This is a genomic window from Streptomyces sp. NRRL S-378 (genome assembly GCF_000720645.1).
GTDB lineage: Bacteria > Actinomycetota > Actinomycetes > Streptomycetales > Streptomycetaceae > Streptomyces.
The window spans coordinates 20,580-45,055 of the sequence record NZ_JOBX01000017.1 but is presented as its reverse complement, the minus strand read 5'-3'; the positions used below and the strand labels follow the sequence as shown (position 1 = coordinate 45,055).

The window sequence follows — 24,476 nt, the reverse complement described above, 5'->3', positions numbered from 1 at the left end:
CGTTCCGGTTCGGCGGGGGGCGTACGGGACATGTGCGACCGGTGGACGAGTCGGTCGCGCGCGGCAGCGGTCAACAGAGGCACTGGCGGACGTGCTGCGGCTGCTCGGCCAGGAGGACGAGTGCGCGCGCCGCCCGGTTCCGGGGCGCGCCGTACTGCCGCGGCAGGTCGTCGAGGCCGTACCGGCCCGCCCGGACCGCTCCCGCCCGAGGACATGCGCCGGATCCTGGACCGGGCGGGCGGGCCGGAAATCCGGGTGAATGATCGGACAAGCGGCTGCTAGGTTGCTGACGTGCCGAAGCTGAATCAGATCATCGCAGTCGAAAAGGGCGTCAAGTCCAAGTCCCTCCAGGAGCTCACCCAGGCTCACCACGACGTGCAGAAGCCCGCCCTGCTGGCCGGTATCTCGCGGACGTACCAGCCCAAGGACGAGGAGGGCGAGCAACTGCCTCCCGAGTCCACCCGGGTGCAGGTCAAGGCGGAGGACGTGCTGCGCGCGACGGCCGGGACGCTCACGCGGCTCTTCGACGTGACCGCGACCAAGGACTGGGCGAACCGCAGTGCGGCCGCGGACGTGGTCGTCGACGGCAACGTCCTGTTGGCGCAGGTGCCCGTGCCGTACCTGCTCTTCCTGGAGAAGCAGCTCACGGACCTGCACACGTTCGTGCGCAAGCTGCCGGTGCTGGACGCCTCCGAGTCCTGGAACCTGGACCCGTCCACGGACTCCTGGAAGACGGACCCGGTGCGCACGATCCGCACCAAGAAGGTGCCGCGCAACCACGTCAAGGCCGAGGCCACCGAGAAGCACCCGGCCCAGGTCGAGGTGTACTACGAGGACGTGCCGGTCGGGTACTGGACCACCGTGAAGTTCTCCGGCGCGCTTCCCGCCCGGCGGGTCAACGAGCTGCTCGACCGCGTAGAGAAGCTCCAGCAGGCCGTGAAGTACGCCCGTGAGGAGGCCAACAGCGCCGAGGTCACCGACCAGCGGGTCGGAGACGCGGTGTTCGGCTACCTGTTCAGGTAGCCTCACAAACCCCTCCCGTATGTCTGCGGGAGGTGCGCGAGAGCGCAAGCTGAAACTGATGTTGAAGCTGAAACAGGGGTGTCAGTTGGGGGTTCGAATCCCTCCCCCGGCATTGCGTGCCGGGGTGGCCCAAGTCGGTAGAGGCGGCCCCTTGAATCTCAGATTCTCGCTCCAGTCTCAGTATTCGCCGCCGAACACCGGATCGACCGAGCGTGGACGACCATCGATGGACGGGGGTTCAAGTCCCTCCTGCGCCTCTTGCATGGCGCGGTAGTTCAAAGGTAGAACACGTCGATCTCAGAATGATCCGCGACTCTTAAACGTGCCGGTGTGCGCAATTGGGTGGCAAACAGGAGCCCGGGAGCTGGATATGCTCCCGGGCTCCGTCACGTCCGCCGCGAGGTCACACGGTCAGACGGTCACGGGGACGGACACGAAGGTCCTGCCGGACTCGTTCTCGACCAGGACCGCCTTGACGTCCGACCGGTCCACGGCCGCCGAACCGTCCAGCCCGGCTCCCTTGGCCTCGCCGTTCTCCTGGCTGCCCACGACCCAGCTGCCCGCGGTGGTGCGCTTGCCGTCCTTGGAGACCACGATCAGCCGGCAGCGCTCACCTTGCGGCACTCCCGTGACCGCCGCCCGCAACCGCACCCACTTGGTGGCCGGGGTCATCTGTACGGTCATCCGCGCACCGCTGCCCGCATCGGTCGCGGAGTGCAGCGTCGTCCCCTTCGGCGGGGGAGAGGGGTCCGCCGAAGCGGTCGGCGACGGCGGTACGGGCAGTGCGACGGGGTCCGGATCGCCCGCACCCAGCTGCGTACCGGCCCAGAACACGGCGGCCAGTGAGGCAGCCACCGCCAGGCCCGTGATCCCCGCACGACGGCGTGCGGCACCGGCACGCTCGCCCCGCATCTGCCGCAGAGTGCGCTGGAGCAGCAGGTCACCACCCTGTGGCGGTCCGTCGAGGAACGCCTCCTCGGGCACCTCGCCCAGTGCCGCCTCCATCTCGCGCAACGCGGCCACCTCCTCCCGGCACTGCACGCACCCGCTCATGTGTCCCTCGACCCGGCGGACCTCCTCGCCGTCCAGGACGCCGAGCACGTACGGGCCGAGCAGTTCCTCCTCGTGCCGCTGCCGGTTCATGCCACCACCTCACGCAGTCCGGCCGGCTGCTGGGGCGGCCTGCCCGTTCGTTTTCGGTCTCTTGTGCCGCCCTCCCGGAAGCCGTCGTCCCTGAAGACGTCGCGCAGGGCCTTGAGCGCGTAGTGCGAGCGCGACTTGACCGTACCCGCCGGGATACCGAGGGTGTCGGCGGCCTCCGCCACGCTGAGCTGCCGGTAGTACAACTCCTTCAGCACGTCCCGGTGTTCCGGGGACAGCCGGTCGAGGGCCCCCAGCACCGTCATGCTGTCCACCACGGAGTCGGCGTGGTCCGCCTCCACCGGGGGAGCGGCCGCCGAACCGGACACCTCGGGTGGCCGGGCGGCCCTGGCCCGGTACCGGTCGGTGATGATGTTACGGGCCACGGTGAGCAGCCAGCCGCGCACCGAGCCCTTTCCGTTCACGAGGACCTCGGAGTGCCGCCAGGCACGTATCAGGGTCTCCTGCACGACGTCCTCGGCAGCGGCCCGGTCCCCGGTCAGCCGGGTGGCGTACGCGAGCAGGGCGTGGCCGTGCTCCTCGTACACGGACTTGATCAGTGCCTCGTCGGTCGAGCCCCGCCGAGTGCGGGGCCACAGTGGTCCGGCCATCTCACCCTCTCCGTCTTCCTCGCTTGCGTGGTGCGGTCGGAACACGCCGGAGGAGCCGATACGGTTCATGTGACCTGCGTCACGCGAGGTGCGGGGGTTCACGTCCGGCAGGCGCGGCCCTCGTTCAGACAGTCGACGACCGCGGCCATCTGAGGCCCGGTCATCGCGTTGACGAACATCGCGTGGTCCGTCCTGGGGCTGTGCCGCTGCTCGGGGAAGGAGTCGATCGCCACCGGCACGCCCGCGGGGACCTCATGGGCGAGGAAGACGCGCAACTCGGGCACCGGGAAGGTGTCGGTGGGGCAGACCCCGTTGCCCCCGGGGAACAGCAGGTGCGAGCGGTGCCCGGCGCTCGCGGTGTCGAGGCCGTTCCAGCAGCTCGGGAAGATCAGGGTACGGGTGACGCGGTCGCCCTCGGGGCAGCGCGGGTAGCGGGTGGTCAAGCGGTCGGGGGAGCCGGAGCACCCCCAGCGGGCGCGGACGTGGGCGTCGCTGCGCGCGGTGCCGGCGACCGCGTCGCCCGTCATCGCGCGCAGGAAGGGCGGCATCGCCACGACCTTGCTCACCGGGTTGCCCCGGAACTCGACCCGGACCGTGGCCTCGGGCACGATCTCGCCGACGTTGCCGTGCCCGGCGGACCTCTCGTGCGGGCGGGTGCCCGGCCGGTCCAGGCGGCGCAGGACGGGCCAGTAGTACGTCGACCGGTCGCCGCCCGCGCAGCTCGTGGCGGCGGCGGCCAGCGAGTCGTCGGTCGACATCGCGTCGGTGGACAGGTTGCCGACGTAGGAGTGCGTGTGGTGGGCGCCGGACCGCAGGCCGGGCGACACCACCAGGTTGTCCTCGTTGTAGTGCATGCGCTCGTTGCGGCCGCAGTCCACCACCAGCGACCCCGGCGATCCGCCGCCCGGGTCGGCGGGCGTGGCGGGAGCGACGGATGGGGCAGGGGGAACGTCGCGTATGTCCACGTAGTCGGAGGGCGCCGGGCCGCCGGCCGTCGCCACCGCGTGCGGACCGGCGGAGCGCGAGACACCCACCACCGCGGCGGTCACCCCACCGCCCAGGACCAGGCAGATGACGAGAGCGAGCAGTCGGCGTTCTTTCCACATGGCGGTCACGGTTACCGGTGGCGACCCCGGCGTCAACCTGGCATCCGCATGACGGTCGCCGCGCCCGTTCGTACGTTCCTCCGCGCGCCCGTCCGCGCCCCCGTCCGTACGCTCCAGGGCGGCGCCGCCCGGCAGGGCCAACCACCCCGGAAGCGGGCCGGGTTGTCCGTGGAGCCGCTTGTCCGGCCGGTGCCGACGGGCCACAGTGGGCGCATGACAGCAGCCGCGACCCCCGCCGAACTCCTGCACGCGTTCGCCCGCACCCGGGCCCGGCTCGACGGCGGCGAGGTCACCTACTGGTGGACCGGCGACGTCCACTCCTGGGCACCGGGCGAGCCCTACCGCCGGCTCTTCGGCTTCGAAGGGCTCAACGTCGCGCGCCTCGTGGCGGACGAGGAGGAGGGCGGCTACCGGCTGCTGTCCCGGGAAGCCGCGTTCTACCTGGACCCGGTGACCCGCGAGATCATGGAGACCTGGCAGGACAAACCCGTCGTCCACGTCTGGAACGACCCCGCCAACCAGAAGTGGCGGCCGTTCCCGGTCCCCGTCACCGAACTGGGCGACCGGATCTGCTTCAGCCTGGAGATCCCGCTCGCCTACCCCTCGCCGCTACCGGTCGAGGAGTACCCGGACAACTCGGCCGACGACACCTACCGGGCGCTGGAGCTCTTCCAGTTCTTCGCACCCGCGACGGCCCTCACCGCCGACGAGGTGAGCGTTCCGGCGACGATGTCCTGGACCCGCATGTCCCCGTGGCTGCCCTGGATGGAACAGGGCGCGCGCCCCGGCGGCCTCACCTTCCACTGCCGCGGCCGCAAGCTGGACGCCTACGCCCAGGTCCCCGAACGCACCCGCGCGTACGTCGCCGACCACCACCCCGAGTTCGCACACGCACCGGAGAAGTGGAGCGAACCGAACGAGACGAGCTGGACCTACTTCCGCAAGCTCTTCCCGCGCTACCGGGAGGAGTCCTGAGCACCACCCCCGGCCACGGGCCGGCCCTCGGCCGCCCGTGGCCGGCACACATCGGAAAAAGGCCTGATCACACCCCCTGCTGAGGGACCCCCGAGGGGAGTGGCGGGGGGCGGACAAGGGTTTTCCCCGTATCCAGTTCATCCCCGCGTTGCCTACTGTCTGCCCACCGGCGATCTTCCCCCAGGCCGGGTGGTACACACTCCAACCCCACATGGCGTGTAGACCTCCCACCGGGGGAAGCGAGCCGGGACCGCCGTTGCCCCCGCCTCGCCGTTGCGGCCGGGACAACGTGGCGTGCGGCGGCAGCCGGGGCGAGACCGACCAACTCGCTCCCGGCCCCGCAGCCGCCGGAACCACCCCCACACTGCACCGACCGGCCGCTCCGGCCTGCCCGGGAACGGCCCTCGAAAGGGATCACGTGCACGCAACGAGACGCAGGCTCATATCCGTGGTGGCCATGTCCGTCACCCTGCTCGCCGGCACCGCGACCGCCTCCGTGGCCGTGGCGGTCGAGAACCCCGCCACGGCCCCCGCCGCCACGGTCGCCGCCACGGCGCCTGTCGAGAACCTGATCGTCGGATACAAGTCCTCCGCCACGGAGGCCAGCTCCAACACCGCTGCCGCCGACGACGCCGCCGCCAAGGGGAAGAAGGCCGGCAAGAAGGCGAAGTTCGACCGCCGCCTGGGCACCGGTGCCGCGCTGGTCAACCTCGGCGGGACCGTCGCGCCGGCCGAGGCCGCCGACGTGATGGCGCAGTTCCGCGCCGACCCGGACGTCGCCTACGTCGAGCCCGACACCCGTGCCTACGCCACGGCCGTGACCCCGAACGACACCGAGTACGCCAAGCAGTGGGACCTCTTCGAGCCCACCGCCGGCATGAACGTTCCCGCGGCCTGGGACAAGACCACCGGCTCCGGCGTCACCGTCGCCGTGATCGACACCGGCTACGTCGCCCACTCGGACCTCGCGCCGAACATCGTCGCCGGCTACGACTTCATCAGCAGCGCCACCTACGCCCGTGACGGCGGCGGCCGCGACAGCAACCCCGCCGACGAGGGCGACTGGAACGCCACCGACGGTGAGTGCGGCCTCAACTCCAAGGCGAGCAACTCGTCCTGGCACGGAACCCACGTCGCGGGCACCATCGCCGCGGCCACGAACAACTCCAAGGGTGTCGCCGGCATCGCCTACGGCGCGAAGATCCAGCCCGTCCGCGTGCTCGGCAAGTGCGGCGGTTCCACCTCGGACATCGTCGACGCCATCACCTGGGCCTCCGGCGGCTCCGTCGCCGGCGTGCCGGCCAACGCCACCCCGGCCAAGGTCATCAACATGAGCCTCGGCGGCCCCGGCGCCTGCGGCACCAGCTACCAGAACGCCATCAACGCGGCCGTCGCCCGCGGCACGACCGTGGTCGTCGCCGCCGGCAACAGCAACGCCGACGCGGCCGGTTTCTCGCCCGCCAGCTGCAACAACGTGATCAACGTGGCCGCCAGCAACCGCTCCGGCGACCGCTCGTACTACTCCAACTACGGCGCGATCATCGACGTCGCCGCCCCGGGCGGTGAGACCCGCCGCGCCACCGACACGCCCGGCACCGTCACCACCCCCGAGAACGCCATCCTCTCGACCCTGAACGCCGGTACCACCACCCCGGGCGCCGAGAACTACAAGCCCTACCAGGGCACCAGCATGGCCGCCCCGCACGTCGCGGGCCTCGCCGCGCTGCTGAAGTCGGCGAACTCCGCGCTGACCCCGGCCCAGATCGAAGCGGCGATCAAGAACAACGCGCGGCCGCTCGCCGGCACCTGCACCGGCGGCTGCGGCACCGGTCTCGCCGACGCCGCCACAACATCAACCAGGTCTACACCGTCAACGCCTCCTCCGAGGTCGCCAACGGCACCTGGAAGCTCCGGGTCAACGACAACGCCGGCGGCGACACCGGCAAGATCGACTCCTGGAATCTCACCTTCTGAGACGGTTCCCGCCGACTCGGGGTCCGGCACCAACTCCGCCTGACGGAGCGATAGTACGGACCAAGCGAATCCCCGGGCCTGCCGATACTTCGGGTATCGGCAGGTCCGCCGGGTTTTCTGCGTCGAGTGACTGAATTCTGCGTCACAATCCGGGTCCACCTGCCGTCCGACCTCGTATTCTCGCCTCTCACAGGAAGGGCACAGGCTGGGGACTGGAAGGCTGGTGGCTGTGCGTGGTGGCGGCGACGGGGCACGCTGACACAAGTGTCGGACACGGAGAACTGATCAAGGCGGTCGACCGCGCGCTGACCACGCACGGCCGGGCGCTCCTGACCGGACCCGCCGGTGCGGGCAAGACCGAAGTGGTCCGCGCCGTCGCGGCCGCGGCCGCAGCGCGCCACGAGAGCGTTCTCCGCCTCACTCCCGAAGCCGCGGACCAATGGATACCCGAAGCCTCGGCCGCGGCCCTCCTCGCCTCCGTGCCCCCCGCCGCCCTGGAACAGCTCTCCGGCCCCCAGCGCACCGCCATCGCGCTCCTGCGCCGGGAAGCCGACGCCCCCCGCGCCGGCCGCGACCACGTCGCCCTGCGCCTGGCCGTCGTCGAGGTGCTCCGCACCCTCGCCGCCCGCCAGCCCGTCCTCCTCGTCATCGACAACGCCCAGTGGCTCGACGCCGAGAGCACCGACCTGCTCCGCTTCGCCCTCCGCCTCACCCCGCCCCGCGTGCGCGTCCTGGCCGCCGAACGCGTCCAGGGCGGAGCACCGGCCGGCGAACCCCTCTGCGGCCCCGGCGTCCCTGCCGTACGGGTGCCCCCGCTCGGCGCCGACGAGGTCGCCGAACTCCTCCTGCGCCACGGCCTCCCCGCCCGCCTCGCCGGCCGCATCCACCAGGCCAGCGGCGGCAACCCGCGGCTCGCCCTCGCCCTCGGCCACTCCCTCGCCGAAGCCGCCGAGGCCCGCGACTGCAGCGCCCACCACGCCGACCCCCTGCCCGTCTCCGGACAGGCGCGCGAGGTCGCCCGCCGCCTCCTCGCCGGAGCCCCCGCCCCGGCCCGGCGCACCCTGCTGCTCGCCGCCCTCGCCTCCCGCCCCACCGTCTCCCTGCTGCGGCGGGCCGGCCGCCCCGACGCCGAGGCGGAGCTGGCCGAGGCCGAACGGGCCGCGCTGGTCCGGGTCGGCGAGGACGGCACCGTCGAGTTCACCGCCGGCGCCCTGCCCACCGCCCTCGCCGCCGACGCGGGCTGGCCCGAACGCGCCGCCGGGCACGCGGCGCTGGCCGCCGCCGTCGACGACCCCGTCCAGGCCGTACGCCACCGCGCGCTCGCCGTCGACACCCCCGACCAGGGGCTCGCCGCGGAGATCACCGAGGCCGCCGCGGTCTGCCGCAGCCGCGGCCAGCGCGCCCTCGCCGCCGAACTGGGACTGCTCGCCGCCGAACGCACCCCGTCCTCGCTGGCCGGCGAGGAGCTGGCCCGCCTGGTCACCGCCGCCGAGGACGCCGGCTGGGCCGGCCGCGCCGACCTCGCACGCCGCGCCTCCCGGGCCGTCCTGGCCCGCGACGCCTCGCCCGCCGACCGGGTGCGCGCCCGGCTCGCCGTGATCGACGCCGCGGGCCAGGCCCTCGGCACGCTCGACGAGACCTTCGCGTACGCCATGGACGAAGCCGCCGGTGACCCCGCACTGCAGGCCGCCGTCCAACTGCGGATCGCCTGGAAGCACAACCTCAGCGACGGCGACCCCGTCCGCTCCCGTGACGCCGCCGCCGCGGCCGGCGCCCTCGCCGCGCGGGGCGGCGACCAGACCGCCGAGGCCATGGCTCTGACCGTACGGGCCCGCATGGGCCGCATCCTCGGCGACGCGGGAGCCGAGGAGATCCTCGCCGAGGCACTCGACCTCCCCGCGCCCGAGGTCCCGCTCGGCATGCGCAACGCCCCGCAGTACCTCGCCGTCCGGCACGCCCTGTTCGACGACCGCCTCGACGACGCCCGCCGCCAGCTGATGGTGCTGCTGCCGGCCGTCCGGCGCACCGGTTCGGCCGAGGACGTCTTCGAGGTCCTGCGCAGCCTGACCGAGGTGGAACTGCGCAGCGGCCGCTGCGAAGCCGCCTCGGCCCACGCCCGCCGGGCCCTGGAACTGACCATCGAGGCGGGCCTCTCGCCCGGCCCCGCCTGGTACGTGGCGGCCATGGCCGAGACCATGGGCGGCAGCTTCGCGCGGGCCGAGAGCTACGCCCGTCGCGGCATCCAGGCCTCCCGGGAGGAGCAGGACCAGGTCTTCCTCTCCCGCAGCCTGCACGCGCTCGGGCTGATCGAACTCGCCACGGGGGAGGCCGCGAAAGCGGTCGCGACCCTGCGCCAGGTCGCCGAACTGGAGGCCGCCCAGCAGGTGGTGGACCCCTCGATCCTGCGCTGGCACGGGGAGCTCGCCGAGGCCCTGATCGCCGCCGACGCGCCCGGCGAAGCGGCCGAACTGATCGCCCCCGTCCGTGCGGTCGCCCTCGGGCTCGGCCGTACCGGCGTCGTCGCCGCCCTCGACCGGGCCGCCGCCCTGTGCCTGTCCGCGCAGGGCGACGCGGACGCCGCCGTCCGCCTGCTGGAGGACACGGCGCAGCGCTTCGAAGCCCTCCGGCTGCCGCTGGAGCGGGGCCGTACGCTGCTGGCCCTCGCCCGGGTGGAGCGCCGCCGACGGCGCCGGGCACCGGCCCGCGCGGCGCTCCGGGCCGCGGCCGAGGTCTTCGAGCGGGCCGGAGCCGGCCCGTGGGCCGGACTTGCCCGGGAACCGGCTCCCGGCGACGGGGCCGGCACCCTGGCCTCCCCGGCCGCGACGCTGACCGAGGCCGAGAACCGCCTCGCGCTGCTCGTCAGCCAGGGCGCCAGCAACCAGGAGGCCGCGGCGAAGCTGTTCCTCAGCGTCAAGACCGTCGAGGCCCGGCTGACCCGCATCTACCAGAAGCTCGACGTACGCTCACGGGCCCAGCTGGCCACCGCGCTGCGCACGCGGTGACCGGCTGGGATCCCGGGTCAGCAGCTCAGGTTGTTGCCCGGGGTGACGCCCAGCAACTGGGTGAAGCTCTGGTACTTCGAGATCCGGCTCTGGACCTGGGCAGGGTTGCCGCCGTTGCACTCCAGGGCGCCGTTGATGGAGCGGATGGTCTCGCCGAACCCCGCACCGTTCACCATGGCGGCGTGGGCGGTCATGGTGCCCGGGCCGTTCTGGGTGTTCCAGTACCAGAGCGCCGTCTTCATCGCGACGGCCGGATCCTGCTCCACCAGGTAGGGGTTGGCGAGGAGGTTGATGCCGAGGGCGTCACCGGCCGCCTTGTAGTTGAAGTTCCAGCTGAGCTGGATGGGCCCGCGGCCGTAGTAGGCGGCCCGCCCGGCCGGACAGCCGTACGGCTGGGTCGCGTCGCAGTAGTGGGGGTAGTTGGCGGTGTTCTGCTCCACGATGTGGACGAGTCCGCCGGTCTCGTGGGAGACGTTGGCGAGGAAGGCGGCGGCCTCGCGCCGCTTGACGGTGTCGTCGCCGGTCTTGGCGAAACCGGGGTAGGCGGACAGCGCCGCGACCAGGCCGTTGTAGGTGTAGAAGGGGTTCCGGTTCGGGAACATCTGGTGGAACTGGGCCTCGGAGACGACGAATCCGGACGGGTCGGGATCCGGGTCCTGACCGCCACCGCCTCCACAGACGCCCTGGTCCGCCCAGACGCCCCACTGGCCGGTGGTGCCGGGGGTCTCGCCCTGGGTCCACCACTTGGCCTGCCAGTTGCGGCCGCCGTGGGAGGCGCTCATGCCGTTCGTGTAGACGGCGGAGGAGGCCCAGGGGGAGGCGCAGGGGGCCGCGGCGGAGGCGGGGGAGGAGGGAAGGACGAGGGCGAGACCGGCCGTGACGGCCGCGGCGGCGACCAGGCCGAGGGCTCGGCGGCGAAGCGCACGTATCACGTAACTGCTCCTTCAGTGGGGGGAATTGCCGTGGAGACAACAGCGCCCACTGAAACGGAATGGTCTGAACCTGTCAAGGTCTAGACCAACGCAAAGCGCCGGTGCCACGCGTGACGCGTGACACCGGCGCGGAAGAACCGATCAGCTGCCGGCGGAGAGGTTGCCGGAGAGGACCGGGATGTTGCTGGCGATGTGCGAGAGGGCCTCGTCGCCCTTGGCCTGGGTGGAGTTCTCGGCGCACTGCTGGTTCTGCGGGTTGGACAGGACGTTGACGTCCTGGACGCCGATGTTGGCGAGGACCGCGAGCAGGGACTGGGCGTTGACCTTGGCCGGCAGGCCGACGCAGAGCTTGTTGAGGGAGCCCTGGATGGCGCCGAGCTGCGGGCTCTGGTTGCCGCGGGTCTCCTGGTTGCCGTAGATCTGCGCCGCGTCGTTGCCGTTCACGGTGTTGACGCCGTTGTCGTTGCCGATCGCCATCGCGGGCGAGGCGGCGGCGGCACCGGCGCCGAGCACGGCGGCGGTGGCGGCGGCGGTGGCCATGAACTTCTTGAGCATCTGGGGGATCCTTAGGTCGCACTGTCGCATGAGATAGCTGCCCACGGCGGGACGCGCTGATCAACTGCTGACGGTGCCCGGGGTTATGCCCCCTCACCCGAGTGGCCCAACGGGGCGGCGTTCCGGACCCCCGGTCCGCCGTGTGGCGGCGGGCCGGGGTGCGGGTGGCCGGGGGGTCAGCCGCTCTTGCGGCGGACCTTCTTGTTCTTGCCGCTCGCGGCGCTGCTGGCGCCCTGGACCTTGGCCCGGTTCTGGTGGGACTGCTGGGCGTGGGCCTTCGCGGCGTTGCGCTCCAGGGCCTCCCGGAAGCGGCGCTTGGCGGCCTCGGCCGGGGACTCGTCCTGCGGGGTGCCTGCTTCGTCAGCCATTCGTCCTCCTGGAGTGATCAAGCGGCTCCAGTCTGACAGTCGCCGCACGCGCTGACCAGCGAGTTCCCGAATGCCCAAGGGAGGCTTGGGGAGGTCATAAGGTTTGATTATGGGGTCATAAAGCGACACCGGGTGCTGGGTTAGGTTTACCTTCGTTTAGGGTTCCCCTTGATCCACCTTGATCCGCCTTGCCGTCGCTCGAAGGGAACCTCTGCCATGCCTCGCCCTCTGCGGGTAGCAATCGTCGGTGCCGGCCCGGCCGGCATCTATGCCGCCGACGCGCTGCTGAAGTCCGAGGCCGCCGTTGATCCCGGTGTGTCCATAGACATCTTCGAGCGCATGCCCGCGCCCTTCGGCCTGATCCGCTACGGCGTCGCCCCGGACCACCCGCGCATCAAGGGCATCATCACCGCCCTGCACCAGGTCCTCGACAAGCCGCAGGTCCGCCTCTTCGGCAACGTCGACTACCCGGGCGACATCAGCCTCGACGAGCTGCGGTCCTTCTACGACGCCGTGATCTTCTCGACCGGCGCCACGGCCGACCGCGCGCTGGACATCCCCGGCGTCGACCTCGACGGCTCCTACGGCGCCGCCGACTTCGTCTCCTGGTACGACGGCCACCCGGACGTGCCGCGGACCTGGCCGCTCGAGGCCGAGAAGGTCGCCGTACTGGGCGTCGGCAACGTCGCCCTCGACGTCGCGCGCATCCTGGCGAAGACGGCCGACGAACTGCTGCCCACCGAGATCCCGGCCAACGTCTACGACGGCCTCAAGGCGAACAAGGCCCTCGAGGTCCACGTCTTCGGGCGCCGCGGCCCGGCCCAGGCCAAGTTCAGCCCGATGGAGCTGCGCGAGCTGGACCACTCGCCCAACATCGAGGTCATCGTCAACCCCGAGGACATCGACTACGACGAGGGCTCGATCGCCGAGCGGCGCGGGAACAAGCAGACCGACATGGTCGCCAAGACCTTGGAGAACTGGGCGATCCGCGACATCGGCGAGCGGCCGCACAAGCTGTACCTGCACTTCTTCGAGTCGCCCTCCGAGATCCTCGGCGAGGACGGCAAGGTCGTCGGTCTGCGCACCGAGCGCACCGAACTCGACGGCACCGGCAACGTCAAGGGCACGGGCCGGTTCACGGACTGGGACGTGCAGTCCGTCTACCGCGCGGTCGGCTACCTCTCCGACGAGCTCCCCAAGCTCCCCTGGGACGTGGCGACCGGTACCGTCCCGGACGAGGGCGGCCGCGTGATCGACGCCGGCGGCCACATGCAGTCGACGTACGTGACGGGCTGGATCCGCCGCGGCCCGATCGGCCTCATCGGCCACACGAAGGGCGACGCGAACGAGACCGTCGCGAACCTGCTCGCCGACCACGCGGAGGGCCGTCTGGGCACGCCGGCCTCGCCGCAGCCGGAAGCGGTCGAGAGCTTCCTCGCCGAGCGCAGCGTCCGCTACACGACGTGGGAGGGCTGGTACCGGCTGGACGCCGCAGAGAAGGCCCTCGGCGAGCCCCAGGGCCGCGCGCGCGTGAAGATCGTGGAGCGCGAGGAGATGCTCGACGCGAGCGGAGCCTGAGCACGGCGGGGGCCGGGACCCGGAGGGGTCCCGGCCCCCGCACACGCGGCGCCCCGGTGCCCTCGTGCGGAGGACGACCGCTCGGGAGCGGAATGCCGCGCCGCCTAAGGGAGTTGGACACGAGCACGACACCGACCCCGCAGGCACTGGAGAGCTCATGAAGATCGGCATCATCGGAGCGGGCAACATCGGCGGCAACCTCACCCGCCGGCTCACCGCCCTCGGACACGAGGTCGCGGTGGCCAACTCGCGGGGGCCGCAGACCCTGACCGCGCTCGCGGAGGAGACCGGCGCCACCCCCGTCACCGTGGCCCGGGCGGCGCAGGGCGCCGAGATCGTCATCGTGACCGTCCCGTTCAAGAACGTGCCGGACCTGCCCGAAGGGCTCTTCGACGGCGCGGCACCGGGCTTCGCCGTCATCGACACCGGCAACTACTACCCCCGCCGGCGCGACGGCCGGATCGCCGGTGTGGAGGACGAGGGCCTGACCGAGAGCCGCTGGACCGAACGGCAGCTCGGACACCCCGTGATCAAGGCCTTCAACGGCACCTACGCCCAGGACATCCTCGACCGCCACCGCCCGGCCGGTGCCGCGGACCGGATCGCGCTGCCCGTCGCGGGTGACGACGAGGCGGCGAAGAAGGCCGTACGCGACCTCATCGAGGAACTCGGCTTCGACACGGTCGACGCGGGCGGCCTCGACGACTCCTGGCGCCAGCAGCCCGACACCCCGGTCTACGGACTCCGGGAGGGTGTCGAAGGGGTCACCCGGGCCCTCGCCGAAGCCTCCCCGGTCCGCCCGGCGGCCTTCCGCGGCTGACGGTCGCGGGCCGGCGGGACCGCGGGTCCGGGCATCGCGGTCTTTCCGCGGCGGCCGCGGGAACGGCCGGCGGCGCGCTTGCGTCTGTGCGGTCAGACGGAGAGGGGCCGGACCGGAGCGGCCGGACGGCGGTGAGAGGGCGGGGCTGTGCGGGAACGCAGAGGGGCGGGAGCGGGGCTGGTGGCCGTTGCGGTGGCGGTGCCGCTGCTCGTGGCCGCGATCGTCATGGCGGTCGTGTTCACCGGTACCGGTGTCGTGGGGCGCAGCCCGCTGCACCGGGCGGTGGACCAGTACCTCGAAGCGGTGGGCGCCGGCGGTCCCGCACCGTCCGCCGGACCGGCGAGCGGGTGCCCCGGCGGCGCCCCGGACCCCGCGGACGCCCTGCACGGCCTCGCGCCCCGCTTCGGGCACCACATCGTGTCGTCCACCGAGAGCGGCGACAGCGCCGCCGTCAATGTGGACCTCACCCCGACCGGCGGCGACCGGGTCGCGGTGCTCCTGGAACTGCGCCGGACCGGGGACCGCTGGGACGTGTGCACGGCCTCGACGGGCCGGGCCGCGATCGACCCGTTCTGAGTTCTGAGCACCGCGCGTCGCGCGCGGTGCGGGCGGACCCGCAGGATGCTCAGGAGTCCCGGCGCCGCTCCAGCACGCCCCGGACGTAGGCCGCCTGGCCGGCGTGCTGGAGGTCGTCGGCGATCACGCTGACCAGGCGCACCCCGAGGGTGACCGGCGGGTCCCAGCGTTCGTCGACCACCCGGTCCAGGTCGGCGGCCGCGAGCCCCCGGACGAAGCCCAGGGTCTGCTCGTGCACCGCGTCGAAGTAGCCCAGGAGCAGCTCGCCCGAGCCGACCCGGACCGTGCCCGCCTGCCGCGCCGAGTGGCCGTAGCCGGTGGACGCGGCGGGCAGCGGCAGGCCGAACCGGTCCGCCCAGCCCCCGGCCGGCCATACCTGTTCCCGTTCCGCCGCGGCCGCGACGTGGTCGTCCTGGATCCGGGTGAGGTGCCAGACCAGCCAGGTGATCGAGTTCGCCGCGGGGTCGACCCGGGCGTCCAGCAGCTCCGCCGGCAGCCCGTCCACGGCCTCGTGCACGACCTCCCGGATCCGACCGAACCCGTCCGCGATGACGTCCGTAGCCTTCATGGACCCACCATGCAAGGTCCGGCGGCCCGCCCGGCGCGAACGACACGCGAGGGCGGGCCGCCGGGCCGGTGGTCGCCGGGTCAGCCGGCGGCGGCCTTCACGGGCTCGGCGCTCGCGGCCGGTTCAGCCGCGACGGGCCGCGCGGGGGCCGCAGCGGCGGGCCGGTGGCCACCGCGCAGGCCGAGCCGGCCGATCAGCGCGACGAGGGCGAAGGCCGCGGCCCCGATCGCGAAAGTGAGGGTGAACCCGGACTCGGCGGGCAGCGGGGGCACCCCGGCGGGCAGGTGCTCGATGGTCCTGGACGCGAGGATGGTCGTGACAACGGCACTGCCGATCGCGCTGCCCGTCGAGCGGGAGATCGAGTTGATGCCGTTGGCGATGCCGCTCTGGTGCGGCGGGACGCTGGACATGATCACGGCGGGCATGGCGGCGTAGCCGAAGCTGACGGCCGCGCCGACGACCAGGCCGGCGCCGATCACCGAGAAGGTGTGGCTGTGGTCCACGACGAGCCAGGCGAAGCCGGCCGTGCCCAGTACGGCGGCCAGGACCAGGGCCACGCGCGGCCCGCGGTGGCGCACGATCCGGCCGCCGATGGGTGAGGCCAGCAGCGAGACGACCGCGCTGGGCAGCAGGAACTGCACGGAGGCGCGCAGGATCGACGCGTCGAAGCCATAGCCGGTGAGCGCCTCGGGCATCTGCACGAGGTACGAGACGCCGAGGAAGCTCGCGAACATGCCGAACCCGACGAGGAGGCCGGCCAGGTTGGCCATGAGCACCGGGCGGTGCACGAACATCTTCATGTCGACCAGGGGTTCGCTGACCTTGAGCTCCGTCACCACCCACACGGCGGCCATGACGGCGGCGCCGGCGAAGCTGCCCAGCGTACGGCCGGAGGTCCAGCCCCACTCGTGGCCCTGCGAGATCGCCAGGAGCAGCAGCAGCAGCGCGGCGCCGAGGGTCAGGGCGCCGAGGAAGTCGGTGCGCCCGCCCGTCTTGGTGCGGGTGGCGGGCACCAGCACGAGGACCGCGAGCAGGGCGAGGACCGCGAGGCCGGTGGCCATCCAGAACGCGTCGCGGTAGTCCGCGTCGGGGCCGGAGGTGAGCAGGCCGGTCGCGACGAGCGCGAGGCCGCTGCCGAACGCGAGCGTGCCGCTGACCAGGGCCATCGCGCCGGGCAGCTTCTGCGGGCGGATCTCCTCGCGCAGCACCGAGAGCGCGAGCGGGAAGATCGCGGTGGCGGCGCCCTGGAGGACGCGGCCCAGGATCAGCAGCGGGAGCGAGGAGGCCAGAGCCGTCAGGACGGAGCCGGCGACCATCACACCGAGGACGGCCACCAGGGTGGGCTTCTTGCCGTGCTGGTCGCCGAACCGGCCGAGCAGCGGGGTGAAGACCGCTGCCGACAGCAGGGTGGCGGTGGTCACCCAGCTGACGTCGGCGGTCGAGACGCCGAGGTCGTCACGGATCAGGCCGAGGATGGGGACGGGCAGGGTCTGCATCATCGACACGACCATCGCGGCGAGGCTCAGGGCGAGGACGACGATCGTCTCGTTCCGCTGCCCGGGGGCCGGGGCTGCGGGGGACGGGGTGCTCATGGCTGCGGGACCTTCTTCGTGTTTCGGAGCTGAGGAGCTTCGGAACCCAGATGTTTGATGTCATCAAGTAACTCGATCGAAGGTAGAGGTCGATATTTGAGGTAGTCAAGTAAACAATTGATAATGTCAAGCATCCTGAGTAGGCTCCGGGTATGAGCGAGACCGCCACCCCCGCCCCCACGAAGGTCCAGCTGCTGGAGCTGCTCGCCGCCATCGGCACCGCCCAGTGGCGCGAGTTCGCCGCGGCCGCGGCCCAGCACGGCCTCACACCCACCCAGGCCCGCGTCCTCGCGCAGCTGGACGGCCCGGTGCCCATGCGCGGTCTCGCCGTCCTGCTGGTCTGTGACGCGTCCAACGTGACGGGCATCGTGGACCGCCTCGAGGCCCGCGACCTGGTGCGCCGTGAACCGGACCCCAGCGACCGGCGCGTCAAGAACGTCGTGGCCACGGACGCGGGCCGGCAGGTCATCCGGCGCGTACGGGAGGAGATGCAGGCGGCCCACGGTGCGCTCGACACCCTCGACGAGGCCGAGAGCGCGACCCTCTACGCCCTGCTGGCCCGCCTGCGCCCGTCGATGGAGAAGGGCTAGTCTCGAACCCCGTGGACACCCTTCAGACGATCAACGACGTGCCCGTCCTGATGTGCGGGGCCGAGGGCGGGACCATCGCGGGTGAACGCGAGGCCCTGGACTTCATCGGAAACGCCTCCTACCAGGGCGCCGAGTGGGCCGTCATCCCCGTCGAGCGGTTCGACGAGGCGTTCTTCCGGCTGAGCACCCGGGTCGCGGGCGAGATCATCCAGAAGTTCGTCCAGTACCGGGTGGGCATCGTCGTCCTCGGTGACATCTCCCGCCACACGGCCGCCAGCCCGGCGCTGCGGGACTTCGTCCGCGAGTGCAACCGGGGGCGCCAGACGTGGTTCCTCGCCGACACCGAGGAGCTGCGCGAGCGGCTGACCCCGGGCTCGGCGTGAACGGCGGCGGCGAGGTCCGCGTCCTGCGCGCGGCCGACCGGCCCGCCACGGTGTGGAAGAACGGCGGCGGAGTCACCCGCGAGATCGCCGCCTGGCCCGCGGACGCGGACATGGAGTCCTTCCGCTGGCGGGCCAGCCTGGCCGAGGTGGCGTCGGACGGCCCCTTCTCGGTCTTCCCCGGGATCGACCGCACCCTCACCCTCGCCGAGGGCGCGGGCATGGACCTCGTGGTGGCGGGCGCCCACCGGCTCGTGGACGAACGCTTCGCGCCGCAGGACTTCGCCGGGGACGAGCCGACCGACTGCCGGCTCCTCTCCGGCCCCGTCGTGAACTTCAACGTGATGTACCGCCGCGGCGCGGCGACGGCGGAGACCGCCGTCGTACGGGGCCGGCTCGGCCTGACCGCCGAACCCGGCGAGACCCTGCTGGTGGTCGCCCTGGACGGCACGGCGACGCTCCAAGCCCCGTGGGGTCCGGGCCACGCCCTGGGCCCGTACGACGCGGCCCTGGTGCGGGGCCCGTTCACGGGCCTGGTACGGACCGCCGGCCGCGCGGCCGTGGTCCGCCTCCGCTAGGGGCTGTCCGGCCGGCCGTACGTCGAGCGGTACGTGGCGGAGCCGCCGGTGTCCGCGACGACCGCGGGGCAGACCGAACAGGCCGCGGCCCCGCGCTGGGCGAACCAGCGGCAGTCGCGGCGGATGCCGCAGTCCGGCAGCGGCCCGTCCTCCCGCTGCACGCCCGCGCCGGCCGTGCCGTCGAGGATGTGGTCGATGACGCCACAGGCCGTCCCGGTCCACTGCGCACAGGCGGATTCCGCGCAGGGCTCCGTGAACCGGTAGCGACGCTCGGGGCGGCCCCCGGCGTCGAGCCGGCCGGCGAAGGCCCGGTCGACGAACACGGGCTCGGGCAGGTAGGCCAGGCGCCCGCCACCGGTCATCACGCCCAGCAGCGAAGCCCCTTCGTGGCAGGCGCCGCTGGGACAGCTGCGCGGCCGCACCGGCCGCTCGTCCCCGCCGTCGGTCGTCGGGCTCACTGTGGGAACCCGGCCTCTTCCGCGGCGAACCGCTGGAGGTCCTGCGCCAGCACCTCCCGCGGCAGGCCGTGCCACCAGACCTTCGGGTCGAGCCGCACCCCGACCGCGTCGCGCGGCCCGAAGTCGCCCAGCGCCAGCGCGCCGGCCTGGGCGACGGCCCGGCCGATCCGCTCCTGCTGCTCCTCGGTCAGCTCCACACCGGTGACGACGAACGTGAACTCGTTCTTGATCTTGTTTCCCACGGTGACTCCTCGGTCCGGACGGTCGGTTCCCCGCTCGACCGTAGGAGCGGGTCCGTGATGGGGCGATCGGTGCCGGTCGAGCGGGTGAAGATCCCGGGAAGGCCCGGCCCGGCCGCGGCTCAGCGGACGCCGAGCTTGATCCACTTCGCTGTGCTCGGCACGCCGTTGGCGTCGAGCAGGAAGAGCATGTAGTGGCCGGGCGGGGCGTCGGCCGCGCCCGGCGGGGTCCGCAGCCCGATCCTGTCGCCCCTGACGCCGGTGATCCGCAGGTCCAGGTGCCGCTGGCTGGTGTTCACCGAATGGGTGACGGTGGTCGGGGCGAGCAGGACGGCCCGCCGGACGTCCTTCGCCGTCGAGCTGGACACCTGGAAGGCGGCGTCGTACCGCAGGTCGCCCGCCGGGACCCGGTCGAGCGCGGGCCGGGCGCCCCGGTGCAGATAGGCGGGCTCGTAGAGCTCGATGCTGCCGTCCATCCCGTCCTCGATGTCGGGATCGTTGGCGATCTGCTGGAGCTCGTCGCCGGTGACCATCATCCGGCCGTCCGGCAGGATCAGGGCGTTGGAGTGGTAGCCGCGCGGCAGCCGCTGGGCCGGCCCCAGCGTCCACCGGCCGCGCGCGTCGCGCAGTTCGACCTGCCGGTACTTCGGATCGGCCTTCGGGTTGAACGGTCCGTGTCCGTAGTCCCGGGTGTCCAGGGCTCCGTTCACGGTGATCAGCGTGCCGTCCGGCAGGATCAGGGTGCCGTCCTGGGTGCGGCCGAACGCCCTGGGCTCCTCGGTGGTCCAGCGCCCGCCGGACAGCCGGTACGTGTGCGGGTCGCGCGGGTCGCCGCCGAGGACCAGCACGGAGTCCGGGCCGCGGAACCCGGCCGGCAGCGGGACGGCCGAGCCGTAGCCCCGGAAGTCGGCGGGCCGCCGCGGCAGGTCCCTGCGTACGTCCCCGACCGGGTCGAAGAGCCACTGCTGGTCGGCGTCGCGGCCGAGTCCGTAGATCATCCCGTCGCGCAGCGAGAAGAGGTGCGGGTAGTCGTTGCGGAAGGGGGCGTCCGAGCGGAGCCGTTCGGCGGGGACGCCGACCGGGATGTCGTACGGCCGCCAGGGCACGCGGTGTCCGAGCGCGGGGAAGCGCTCCACCACGGGGGTGGGGGTGCCCGTACCGCGCTCGGACTGGCCGGACATGATGACCTGCCGGCCGTCCGCCCCGGTCACGACGGAGGGGTACCAGCGGCCGACTGCCATGTCGCGGTTGCGGAACCACTTCTCGGTCCACGGGTCGAAGACGAAGGACAGCCTTGCGCCGCTGCCGCCCTTGCCGCCGACGTTGCCGCCGAAGACCCCGACCATCCCGTTGGGCAGGTAGGAGTGCCCGGCGCAGAAGAACGGCGCCGGGCGGGGGGAGTAGGTGCCGTCGGGCACCAGCACCACCGGGGGCGGCACGTTCTTGAAGGCCCGCGCCCCGGTCCCCGCGGCGGGGTCCCACAGCCAGGCGCGGCCGGCGTTGGTCCGGCCGACGGTGTTCGTCGGCCCGGTCTCCTTCGTGGGGTCCGCCTCCACGCGCTCGAAGGAGAACAGCAACACCTTGCCCGTGGGCAGCAGGGCCACGTGGACCCCGAAGTCGGGGGAGGGGAAGAACCGTGTGAAGCGGCCGAACCGGGCGGCGTCGAAACCGGCGTTGGCCTTGCGCTGGGACTCCTCCAGCGCCGCCAGGCTCGCCGTCCGCCTCGACTGCGGATACCCCTGGCTGCCCCGGGCGGCCTGGCGCAGCAACGCGTGGGTGCGGGCGTGGTCCTCGCCGAGCACGGCGGCCTCGTCGCCGGTGTGGTGGACCGAGGCCCGGGCCGGAGCGGGCGGCCCGGCCACCGGGAGGGCCAGGGCGGTGGCGAGCGCCAGCACCGACACGACGGTGGACCGCGATGCGCGGGACATGGGACTGACTCCTCACCGCAGGAGGGCCCGGTGCCGAGGCCGGCTCCGGAACCCGCTGATGACCTGAAGGATCTCGGCGATATTAGGACGAAACGGATGTGTCGGCGGGTGCGACCCGGCCCGATCGGGTCGCACCCGGTGCCACTTGGGGCCGTTCGGCGGTCGATATGCAGCGGTTTATCGTTTCTGCGGTGAACCGTTTCGGCCGTCAAGGTGAGAGCGCGTACCCGTCGCCCCGACCCGCCCGCCGCAGACCGCTATCCATGTCGGTGTGATCAAGTCGCTCCGTACCGGATTCACCGCAGCCGCCGTGACCGCAACGCTCGTCACGCTCAGCCCCTCCGCCGGGGCCTCCCCCTCCGCCCCCGCCGACCAGGTGACCGTGGACGTCGCCACGGTCAACGGATCGGGCTGCCGCCCCGGCAGCGCCGCCGTCGCCGTGTCACCCGACAACTCGGCCTTCACCGTCACTTACAGCGAGTACGTGGCCCAGGCCGGCGGCGGCGCCCCCGCCGTCGAGGGCCGCAAGAACTGCCTCCTGTCCCTCGTCGTCCACGTACCGCAGGGCTACACCTACGCCATCGCCAAGGCCGACTACCGCGGCTTCGGCAGCCTCCAGCCGGGGGCGGTCGGCACGCAGAAGGCCAGCTACTACTTCCAGGGCATGAGCCAGACCGCCTACCGGACCCACCGGTTCGACGGCGCGCTCGACGACAACTGGCAGGCCACCGACACCACGGGCATCGAGGCCCTGGTCTGGTCCCCGTGCGGCGAGCAGCGCAACTTCAACATCAACACCGAACTGCGCGCGGAAGTCGGCACCTCCGACCCGTCGAAGACCAGCTTCATGGCCCTCGACTCGACGGACGGCAGCATCAACAGCGTGTACCACTTCTCCTGGAAGCAGTGCCCCCAGCGGTGACCGTTCCGGACCCGGGGCCCGGGCCGGGCCCCGGGTCCGCCCGGGGTCCGCGTCAGCCCGACGCGCGCTGCACCAGAGCCGTCTCGGTTATCACCGGGCCCGGTACCGTCCTGCCCTCGCGCCCGTCGGCCAGCCGCTCCATCAGCAGCCGCGCCATCATCCGCCCCATGCCCTCGATGTCCTGACGCACCGTCGTCAACGGCGGGTCGGCGCTCTCCGCCACCGGTTCGGCGTCGTCGAAGCCCACCACCGCCACCTCCACGGGAACCGACCGGCCGTGCTCCCGCAGCACGCGCAGCGCACCCGTCGCCATCAGGTCGTTGCCGGCGAAGACCGCGTCGATCGAGGGGTCCCGGTCGAGCAGTTCTGCCATCGCGCGCGCCCCTCCCGCCGCGGTGAAGTCACCCACGGCGACCAGCTCGCGCCCGGCGGCCGGGAGCACGTCGTGGTAACCGCTCAGCCGGTCGACCGCCGAAGTCTGGTCGAGCGGGCCGCAGATGTGCGCGATCCGCCGCCGTCCCTGCGCCAGCAGATGCCGTACGGCGTCCCGGGCGCCCCCGCGGTTGTCCGCGTCGACGTACGTCACCCTGTCGTCCTCGCCGGGCCCGGCGGTCCAGCCGGGACGGCCGCCGTAGACCATCGGCATGCCCATGCGGGCGGCGATGGCGGGCAGCGGATCGTCCGTGTGCAGGGAGAAGGCGAGCGCCCCGTCGACGTGGCCGCCGGCCAGGTACCGCTCGATGCGGTCGTAGTCGCAGCGGTCCTCCACCAGCAGCAGCACCAGCTGCGTGTCGTGCGCGGTCAACTCCTTGCTGATGCCGCGTATCTGACGGGAGAAGAAGGGATCCGAGAAGATCCGAGCCTCGGGCTCGGGGATGATCACCGCCACCGCGCCGGTGCGCCGGGTGACCAGCGTGCGCGCCGCGTGGTTCGGGATGTATCCCAGCTCCTGGATCGCCGTCTGCACCCGGTCCGCCAGGTGCGGGCGGACGCCGTCGCCGCCGTTGACCACGCGGGAGACCGTGGCCCTCGACACGCCCGCGAGCGCCGCGACGGCCTCCAGGGTGGGGCGGCTGCCGGAACGCGGTTCGGGCACGTGATTTCCTCCATGATCAACAGGCGGTGGCCTCGCCGAACAGAAGGGTAACGGGTGATCAACGCAGGGTGTGAGGTCGGGAGGGGAGCGGGGTGTGCTCCGGCGGTACGGCCTCGTCCGGGCGGACCGGCGCGGGCGGGGTGCCGTCGCCGAACGGACGGCCGCCGAGCGCCTCCCGGCGGTGCGGTGCCAGCCAGCCGGACAGGTCCGGCCCGGCGGGCACGATCCCGGTCGGGTTGATGTCGTCGTGGACCAGGAAGTAGTGCCGCTTGATGTGGTCGAAGTCCACGGTGTCGCCGAACCCGGGGGTCTGGAACAGGTCCCGCGCATAGGCCCACAGCACCGGCGACTCGGACAGCTTGCGCCGGTTGCACTTGAAGTGGCCGTGGTAGACGGCGTCGAAGCGCACCAGGGTGGTGAAGAGCCGCACGTCCGCCTCGGTGATGGTGTCGCCCACCAGGTAGCGGGACGCCGCGAGCCGCTCGCCGAGCAGGTCCAGACGGGCGAACAGCGCTCGTACGCCGACGCGTAGGCCTCCTGCGACCCGGCGAACCCGGCGCGGTAGACACCGTTGTTCACCTCCTCGTAGACCACCTCGTTCACCGCGTCGATCTCCGGCCGCAGCGCCCGCGGATACAGGTCGGGGGCTCCCGCACGGTGGTACGCCCTCCACTCCAGCGACATGTCGAGCGTGATCCGCGCGAAGTCGTTGGTGACCACCCGGCCGGTCGGTACGTCGACGATCGCCGGCACCGTGACACCCCGGTCGTACCCCGGGTCGCGGGCCAGGTAGGCCTCCTGGAGCCGCTCGATGCCGAGCACGGGGTCGCGGCCGCCCGGGTCCAGATCGAACGTCCAGCTGCGGTCGTCGTGGGTCGGGCCCGCCACGGCCATCGGCAGGGCCTCCTCCAGCCCGAGGAGCCGCCGTACGATGACGGCCCGGCTCGCCCACGGGCAGGCCCGGGCCACCACCAGCCGGTAGCGGCCGGCCTCCACCGGGAACCCCTCACTCCCGTCGGCCGTGATCCGCGTGGTGAGGTACCGGGTGTCGCGCGCGTACTCCCGGCCGGGGCTCACGTACCTCATGGGCGCCCCTCACATATGGGACTGGCCGTAGTAGTGGCCGAACCGGTTCATGAAGTTCGGTTCGCCGGCGTACTTGGCCTCGTCGTAGTCGGGCGCGTTCCTGATCTGCTCCTTGGTCAGGTTGAGGTAGACCTTCTCCTCGGCCGGGTCGATGCGTTCGACGGTGCCCGCCGGGAGCAGGACGTGCTTGCCGAAGATCCAGACGCCCGTGTCGACGACGATGTGGGAGGCCTGGAAGTCCGCCGAGTGCTTGTCCACCTTCCCGATGTGGCCGTCGGTCGCCTCGACCTTGTAGCCGACGAGATCGATGCCGCTGTGGTGGCCGGAGCCCTCGTGGTATCCCCAGATGTCCTTCTCGGTCACGGCTCTCGCCTCTCTC

23 protein-coding genes and 2 pseudogenes are annotated in these 24,476 nt (G+C 72.4%); 11 read left to right on the top strand and 14 right to left on the bottom strand.

Features of this window, described 5'->3' with window-relative positions; all coding sequences use genetic code 11:
* The first annotated feature begins 291 nt into the window (after nt 1-291).
* Nucleotides 292-1,023, top strand: coding sequence for a hypothetical protein (locus IH80_RS0114910; protein WP_030848455.1), 732 nt, complete (start codon nt 292-294; stop codon nt 1,021-1,023).
* Between the two features lie 411 nt (nt 1,024-1,434).
* On the opposite strand, the gene IH80_RS0114905 is transcribed toward IH80_RS0114910, so the two are convergent.
* The 3 genes from IH80_RS0114905 to IH80_RS0114895 all read right to left on the bottom strand — a co-directional run bounded on the left by IH80_RS0114905 (nt 1,435) and on the right by IH80_RS0114895 (nt 3,880).
* Nucleotides 1,435-2,166: an anti-sigma factor gene (locus IH80_RS0114905; protein ID WP_030960785.1), complete on the bottom strand. Its 732-nt coding sequence runs from the start codon at nt 2,164-2,166 to the stop codon at nt 1,435-1,437.
* Nucleotides 2,163-2,774 (bottom strand): sigma-70 family RNA polymerase sigma factor, encoded by a 612-nt coding sequence (locus IH80_RS0114900; RefSeq protein ID WP_030960784.1) that lies wholly within the window; start codon nt 2,772-2,774, stop codon nt 2,163-2,165. Before IH80_RS0114900 ends, IH80_RS0114905 begins: the two co-directional genes overlap by 4 nt.
* 98 nt (nt 2,775-2,872) lie before the next feature.
* Nucleotides 2,873-3,880 carry a DUF1996 domain-containing protein gene (locus tag IH80_RS0114895; RefSeq protein ID WP_030960782.1) on the bottom strand — a complete coding sequence of 336 codons (1,008 nt, stop codon included), beginning with the start codon at nt 3,878-3,880 and terminating at the stop codon, nt 2,873-2,875.
* Between the two features lie 213 nt (nt 3,881-4,093).
* Between IH80_RS0114895 and IH80_RS0114890 the strand changes: the two genes are divergently transcribed.
* From IH80_RS0114890 to IH80_RS0114880, 3 genes and pseudogenes are all read left to right on the top strand, one after another.
* Nucleotides 4,094-4,855 carry a DUF1838 family protein gene (locus tag IH80_RS0114890; protein WP_030960781.1) on the top strand — a complete coding sequence of 254 codons (762 nt, stop codon included), beginning with the start codon at nt 4,094-4,096 and terminating at the stop codon, nt 4,853-4,855.
* A 457-nt stretch (nt 4,856-5,312) separates the two neighbouring features.
* Nucleotides 5,313-6,829: pseudogene (locus IH80_RS39340) on the top strand (S8 family serine peptidase).
* Nucleotides 6,830-7,062: 233 nt separating this feature from the next.
* Entirely contained in the window at nt 7,063-9,831 is a 2,769-nt protein-coding gene (locus tag IH80_RS0114880) for a helix-turn-helix transcriptional regulator (RefSeq protein WP_030960778.1), read from the top strand.
* 17 nt (nt 9,832-9,848) lie between these two features.
* On the opposite strand, the gene IH80_RS0114875 is transcribed toward IH80_RS0114880, so the two are convergent.
* The 3 genes from IH80_RS0114875 to IH80_RS0114865 form a co-directional block, all read right to left on the bottom strand.
* Nucleotides 9,849-10,763 (bottom strand): glycoside hydrolase family 19 protein, encoded by a 915-nt coding sequence (locus IH80_RS0114875; protein WP_030960777.1) that lies wholly within the window; start codon nt 10,761-10,763, stop codon nt 9,849-9,851.
* A gap of 141 nt (nt 10,764-10,904) precedes the next feature.
* Entirely contained in the window at nt 10,905-11,318 is a 414-nt protein-coding gene (locus tag IH80_RS0114870; protein ID WP_030960775.1) for a rodlin, read from the bottom strand.
* A gap of 176 nt (nt 11,319-11,494) precedes the next feature.
* The gene (locus IH80_RS0114865) at nt 11,495-11,686 is read right to left on the bottom strand and encodes a DUF5302 domain-containing protein (RefSeq protein WP_030960774.1); all 192 of its coding nucleotides are present in this window, start codon (nt 11,684-11,686) and stop codon (nt 11,495-11,497) included.
* Between the two features lie 216 nt (nt 11,687-11,902).
* Here IH80_RS0114865 and IH80_RS0114860 point away from each other — a divergent pair, with 216 nt between their 5' ends.
* The 3 genes from IH80_RS0114860 (at nt 11,903) to IH80_RS0114850 (ending at nt 14,660) form a co-directional block, all read left to right on the top strand.
* Nucleotides 11,903-13,264, top strand: coding sequence for an FAD-dependent oxidoreductase (locus IH80_RS0114860; protein WP_030960773.1), 1,362 nt, complete (start codon nt 11,903-11,905; stop codon nt 13,262-13,264).
* A 157-nt stretch (nt 13,265-13,421) separates the two neighbouring features.
* Nucleotides 13,422-14,084 carry an NADPH-dependent F420 reductase gene (locus tag IH80_RS0114855; protein ID WP_030960772.1) on the top strand — a complete coding sequence of 221 codons (663 nt, stop codon included), beginning with the start codon at nt 13,422-13,424 and terminating at the stop codon, nt 14,082-14,084.
* 180 nt (nt 14,085-14,264) lie between these two features.
* Nucleotides 14,265-14,660: a hypothetical protein gene (locus tag IH80_RS0114850; protein WP_030960770.1), complete on the top strand. Its 396-nt coding sequence runs from the start codon at nt 14,265-14,267 to the stop codon at nt 14,658-14,660.
* A 49-nt stretch (nt 14,661-14,709) separates the two neighbouring features.
* Here the strand turns inward: IH80_RS0114850 and IH80_RS0114845 are convergent, their stop codons facing one another.
* Entirely contained in the window at nt 14,710-15,228 is a 519-nt protein-coding gene (locus IH80_RS0114845; protein WP_030960769.1) for a mycothiol transferase, read from the bottom strand.
* 80 nt (nt 15,229-15,308) lie between these two features.
* Nucleotides 15,309-16,820, bottom strand: coding sequence for an MFS transporter (locus IH80_RS0114840; RefSeq protein ID WP_037879998.1), 1,512 nt, complete (start codon nt 16,818-16,820; stop codon nt 15,309-15,311).
* Between the two features lie 152 nt (nt 16,821-16,972).
* Between IH80_RS0114840 and IH80_RS0114835 the strand changes: the two genes are divergently transcribed.
* Genes IH80_RS0114835 through IH80_RS0114825 form a run of 3 tightly spaced genes read left to right on the top strand, consistent with a single transcriptional unit; the run spans nt 16,973 to nt 18,368 of the window.
* The gene (locus IH80_RS0114835; protein WP_030960766.1) at nt 16,973-17,410 is read left to right on the top strand and encodes a MarR family winged helix-turn-helix transcriptional regulator; all 438 of its coding nucleotides are present in this window, start codon (nt 16,973-16,975) and stop codon (nt 17,408-17,410) included.
* An 11-nt stretch (nt 17,411-17,421) separates the two neighbouring features.
* A complete protein-coding gene (locus IH80_RS0114830; RefSeq protein ID WP_030960765.1) occupies nt 17,422-17,793 on the top strand; it encodes a DUF4180 domain-containing protein in 372 nt (123 codons plus the stop codon).
* On the top strand, nt 17,790-18,368 hold the full coding sequence (locus IH80_RS0114825; protein ID WP_030960763.1) for a HutD family protein: 579 nt from the start codon (nt 17,790-17,792) through the stop codon (nt 18,366-18,368). Before IH80_RS0114830 ends, IH80_RS0114825 begins: the two co-directional genes overlap by 4 nt.
* On the opposite strand, the gene IH80_RS40840 is transcribed toward IH80_RS0114825, so the two are convergent.
* The 3 genes from IH80_RS40840 to IH80_RS0114810 form a co-directional block, all read right to left on the bottom strand.
* On the bottom strand, nt 18,365-18,826 hold the full coding sequence (locus IH80_RS40840) for a hypothetical protein (RefSeq protein ID WP_051809325.1): 462 nt from the start codon (nt 18,824-18,826) through the stop codon (nt 18,365-18,367). The two genes, IH80_RS0114825 and IH80_RS40840, sit on opposite strands and share 4 nt — an antisense overlap.
* Nucleotides 18,823-19,068 (bottom strand): hypothetical protein, encoded by a 246-nt coding sequence (locus IH80_RS0114815; protein ID WP_030960761.1) that lies wholly within the window; start codon nt 19,066-19,068, stop codon nt 18,823-18,825. Before IH80_RS0114815 ends, IH80_RS40840 begins: the two co-directional genes overlap by 4 nt.
* Nucleotides 19,069-19,187: 119 nt before the next feature.
* On the bottom strand, nt 19,188-20,993 hold the full coding sequence (locus IH80_RS0114810) for a galactose oxidase early set domain-containing protein (RefSeq protein ID WP_030960760.1): 1,806 nt from the start codon (nt 20,991-20,993) through the stop codon (nt 19,188-19,190).
* A 271-nt stretch (nt 20,994-21,264) separates the two neighbouring features.
* Here IH80_RS0114810 and IH80_RS0114805 point away from each other — a divergent pair, with 271 nt between their 5' ends.
* Nucleotides 21,265-21,915, top strand: coding sequence for a DUF4360 domain-containing protein (locus tag IH80_RS0114805; protein WP_030960759.1), 651 nt, complete (start codon nt 21,265-21,267; stop codon nt 21,913-21,915).
* 52 nt (nt 21,916-21,967) lie between these two features.
* On the opposite strand, the gene IH80_RS0114800 is transcribed toward IH80_RS0114805, so the two are convergent.
* The 3 genes and pseudogenes from IH80_RS0114800 to IH80_RS0114790 all read right to left on the bottom strand — a co-directional run bounded on the left by IH80_RS0114800 (nt 21,968) and on the right by IH80_RS0114790 (nt 24,460).
* Complete coding sequence (locus IH80_RS0114800; protein ID WP_030960758.1) at nt 21,968-23,011, bottom strand: LacI family DNA-binding transcriptional regulator; 1,044 nt, start codon at nt 23,009-23,011, stop codon at nt 21,968-21,970.
* 58 nt (nt 23,012-23,069) lie between these two features.
* A pseudogene (locus IH80_RS39330) lies at nt 23,070-24,097 on the bottom strand (glutathione S-transferase family protein).
* 9 nt (nt 24,098-24,106) lie between these two features.
* On the bottom strand, nt 24,107-24,460 hold the full coding sequence (locus IH80_RS0114790) for a PRC-barrel domain-containing protein (RefSeq protein ID WP_030960757.1): 354 nt from the start codon (nt 24,458-24,460) through the stop codon (nt 24,107-24,109).
* Nucleotides 24,461-24,476 lie beyond the last annotated feature (16 nt).

What these genes read in the sequence shown, in the direction of transcription:
- IH80_RS0114905 (WP_030960785.1), bottom strand. Translation starts at nt 2,166, where the DNA reads ATGAACCGGCAGCGGCACGAGGAGGAACTGCTCGGCCCGTACGTGCTC.
- IH80_RS0114870 (WP_030960775.1), bottom strand. Translation starts at nt 11,318, where the DNA reads ATGCTCAAGAAGTTCATGGCCACCGCCGCCGCCACCGCCGCCGTGCTC.
- IH80_RS0114900 (WP_030960784.1), bottom strand. Translation starts at nt 2,774, where the DNA reads ATGGCCGGACCACTGTGGCCCCGCACTCGGCGGGGCTCGACCGACGAG.
- IH80_RS0114810 (WP_030960760.1), bottom strand. Translation starts at nt 20,993, where the DNA reads ATGTCCCGCGCATCGCGGTCCACCGTCGTGTCGGTGCTGGCGCTCGCC.
- IH80_RS0114860 (WP_030960773.1), top strand. Translation starts at nt 11,903, where the DNA reads ATGCCTCGCCCTCTGCGGGTAGCAATCGTCGGTGCCGGCCCGGCCGGC.
- IH80_RS0114835 (WP_030960766.1), top strand. Translation starts at nt 16,973, where the DNA reads ATGAGCGAGACCGCCACCCCCGCCCCCACGAAGGTCCAGCTGCTGGAG.
- IH80_RS0114890 (WP_030960781.1), top strand. Translation starts at nt 4,094, where the DNA reads ATGACAGCAGCCGCGACCCCCGCCGAACTCCTGCACGCGTTCGCCCGC.
- IH80_RS0114855 (WP_030960772.1), top strand. Translation starts at nt 13,422, where the DNA reads ATGAAGATCGGCATCATCGGAGCGGGCAACATCGGCGGCAACCTCACC.
- IH80_RS0114845 (WP_030960769.1), bottom strand. Translation starts at nt 15,228, where the DNA reads ATGAAGGCTACGGACGTCATCGCGGACGGGTTCGGTCGGATCCGGGAG.
- IH80_RS0114840 (WP_037879998.1), bottom strand. Translation starts at nt 16,820, where the DNA reads ATGAGCACCCCGTCCCCCGCAGCCCCGGCCCCCGGGCAGCGGAACGAG.
- IH80_RS0114895 (WP_030960782.1), bottom strand. Translation starts at nt 3,880, where the DNA reads ATGTGGAAAGAACGCCGACTGCTCGCTCTCGTCATCTGCCTGGTCCTG.
- IH80_RS0114865 (WP_030960774.1), bottom strand. Translation starts at nt 11,686, where the DNA reads ATGGCTGACGAAGCAGGCACCCCGCAGGACGAGTCCCCGGCCGAGGCC.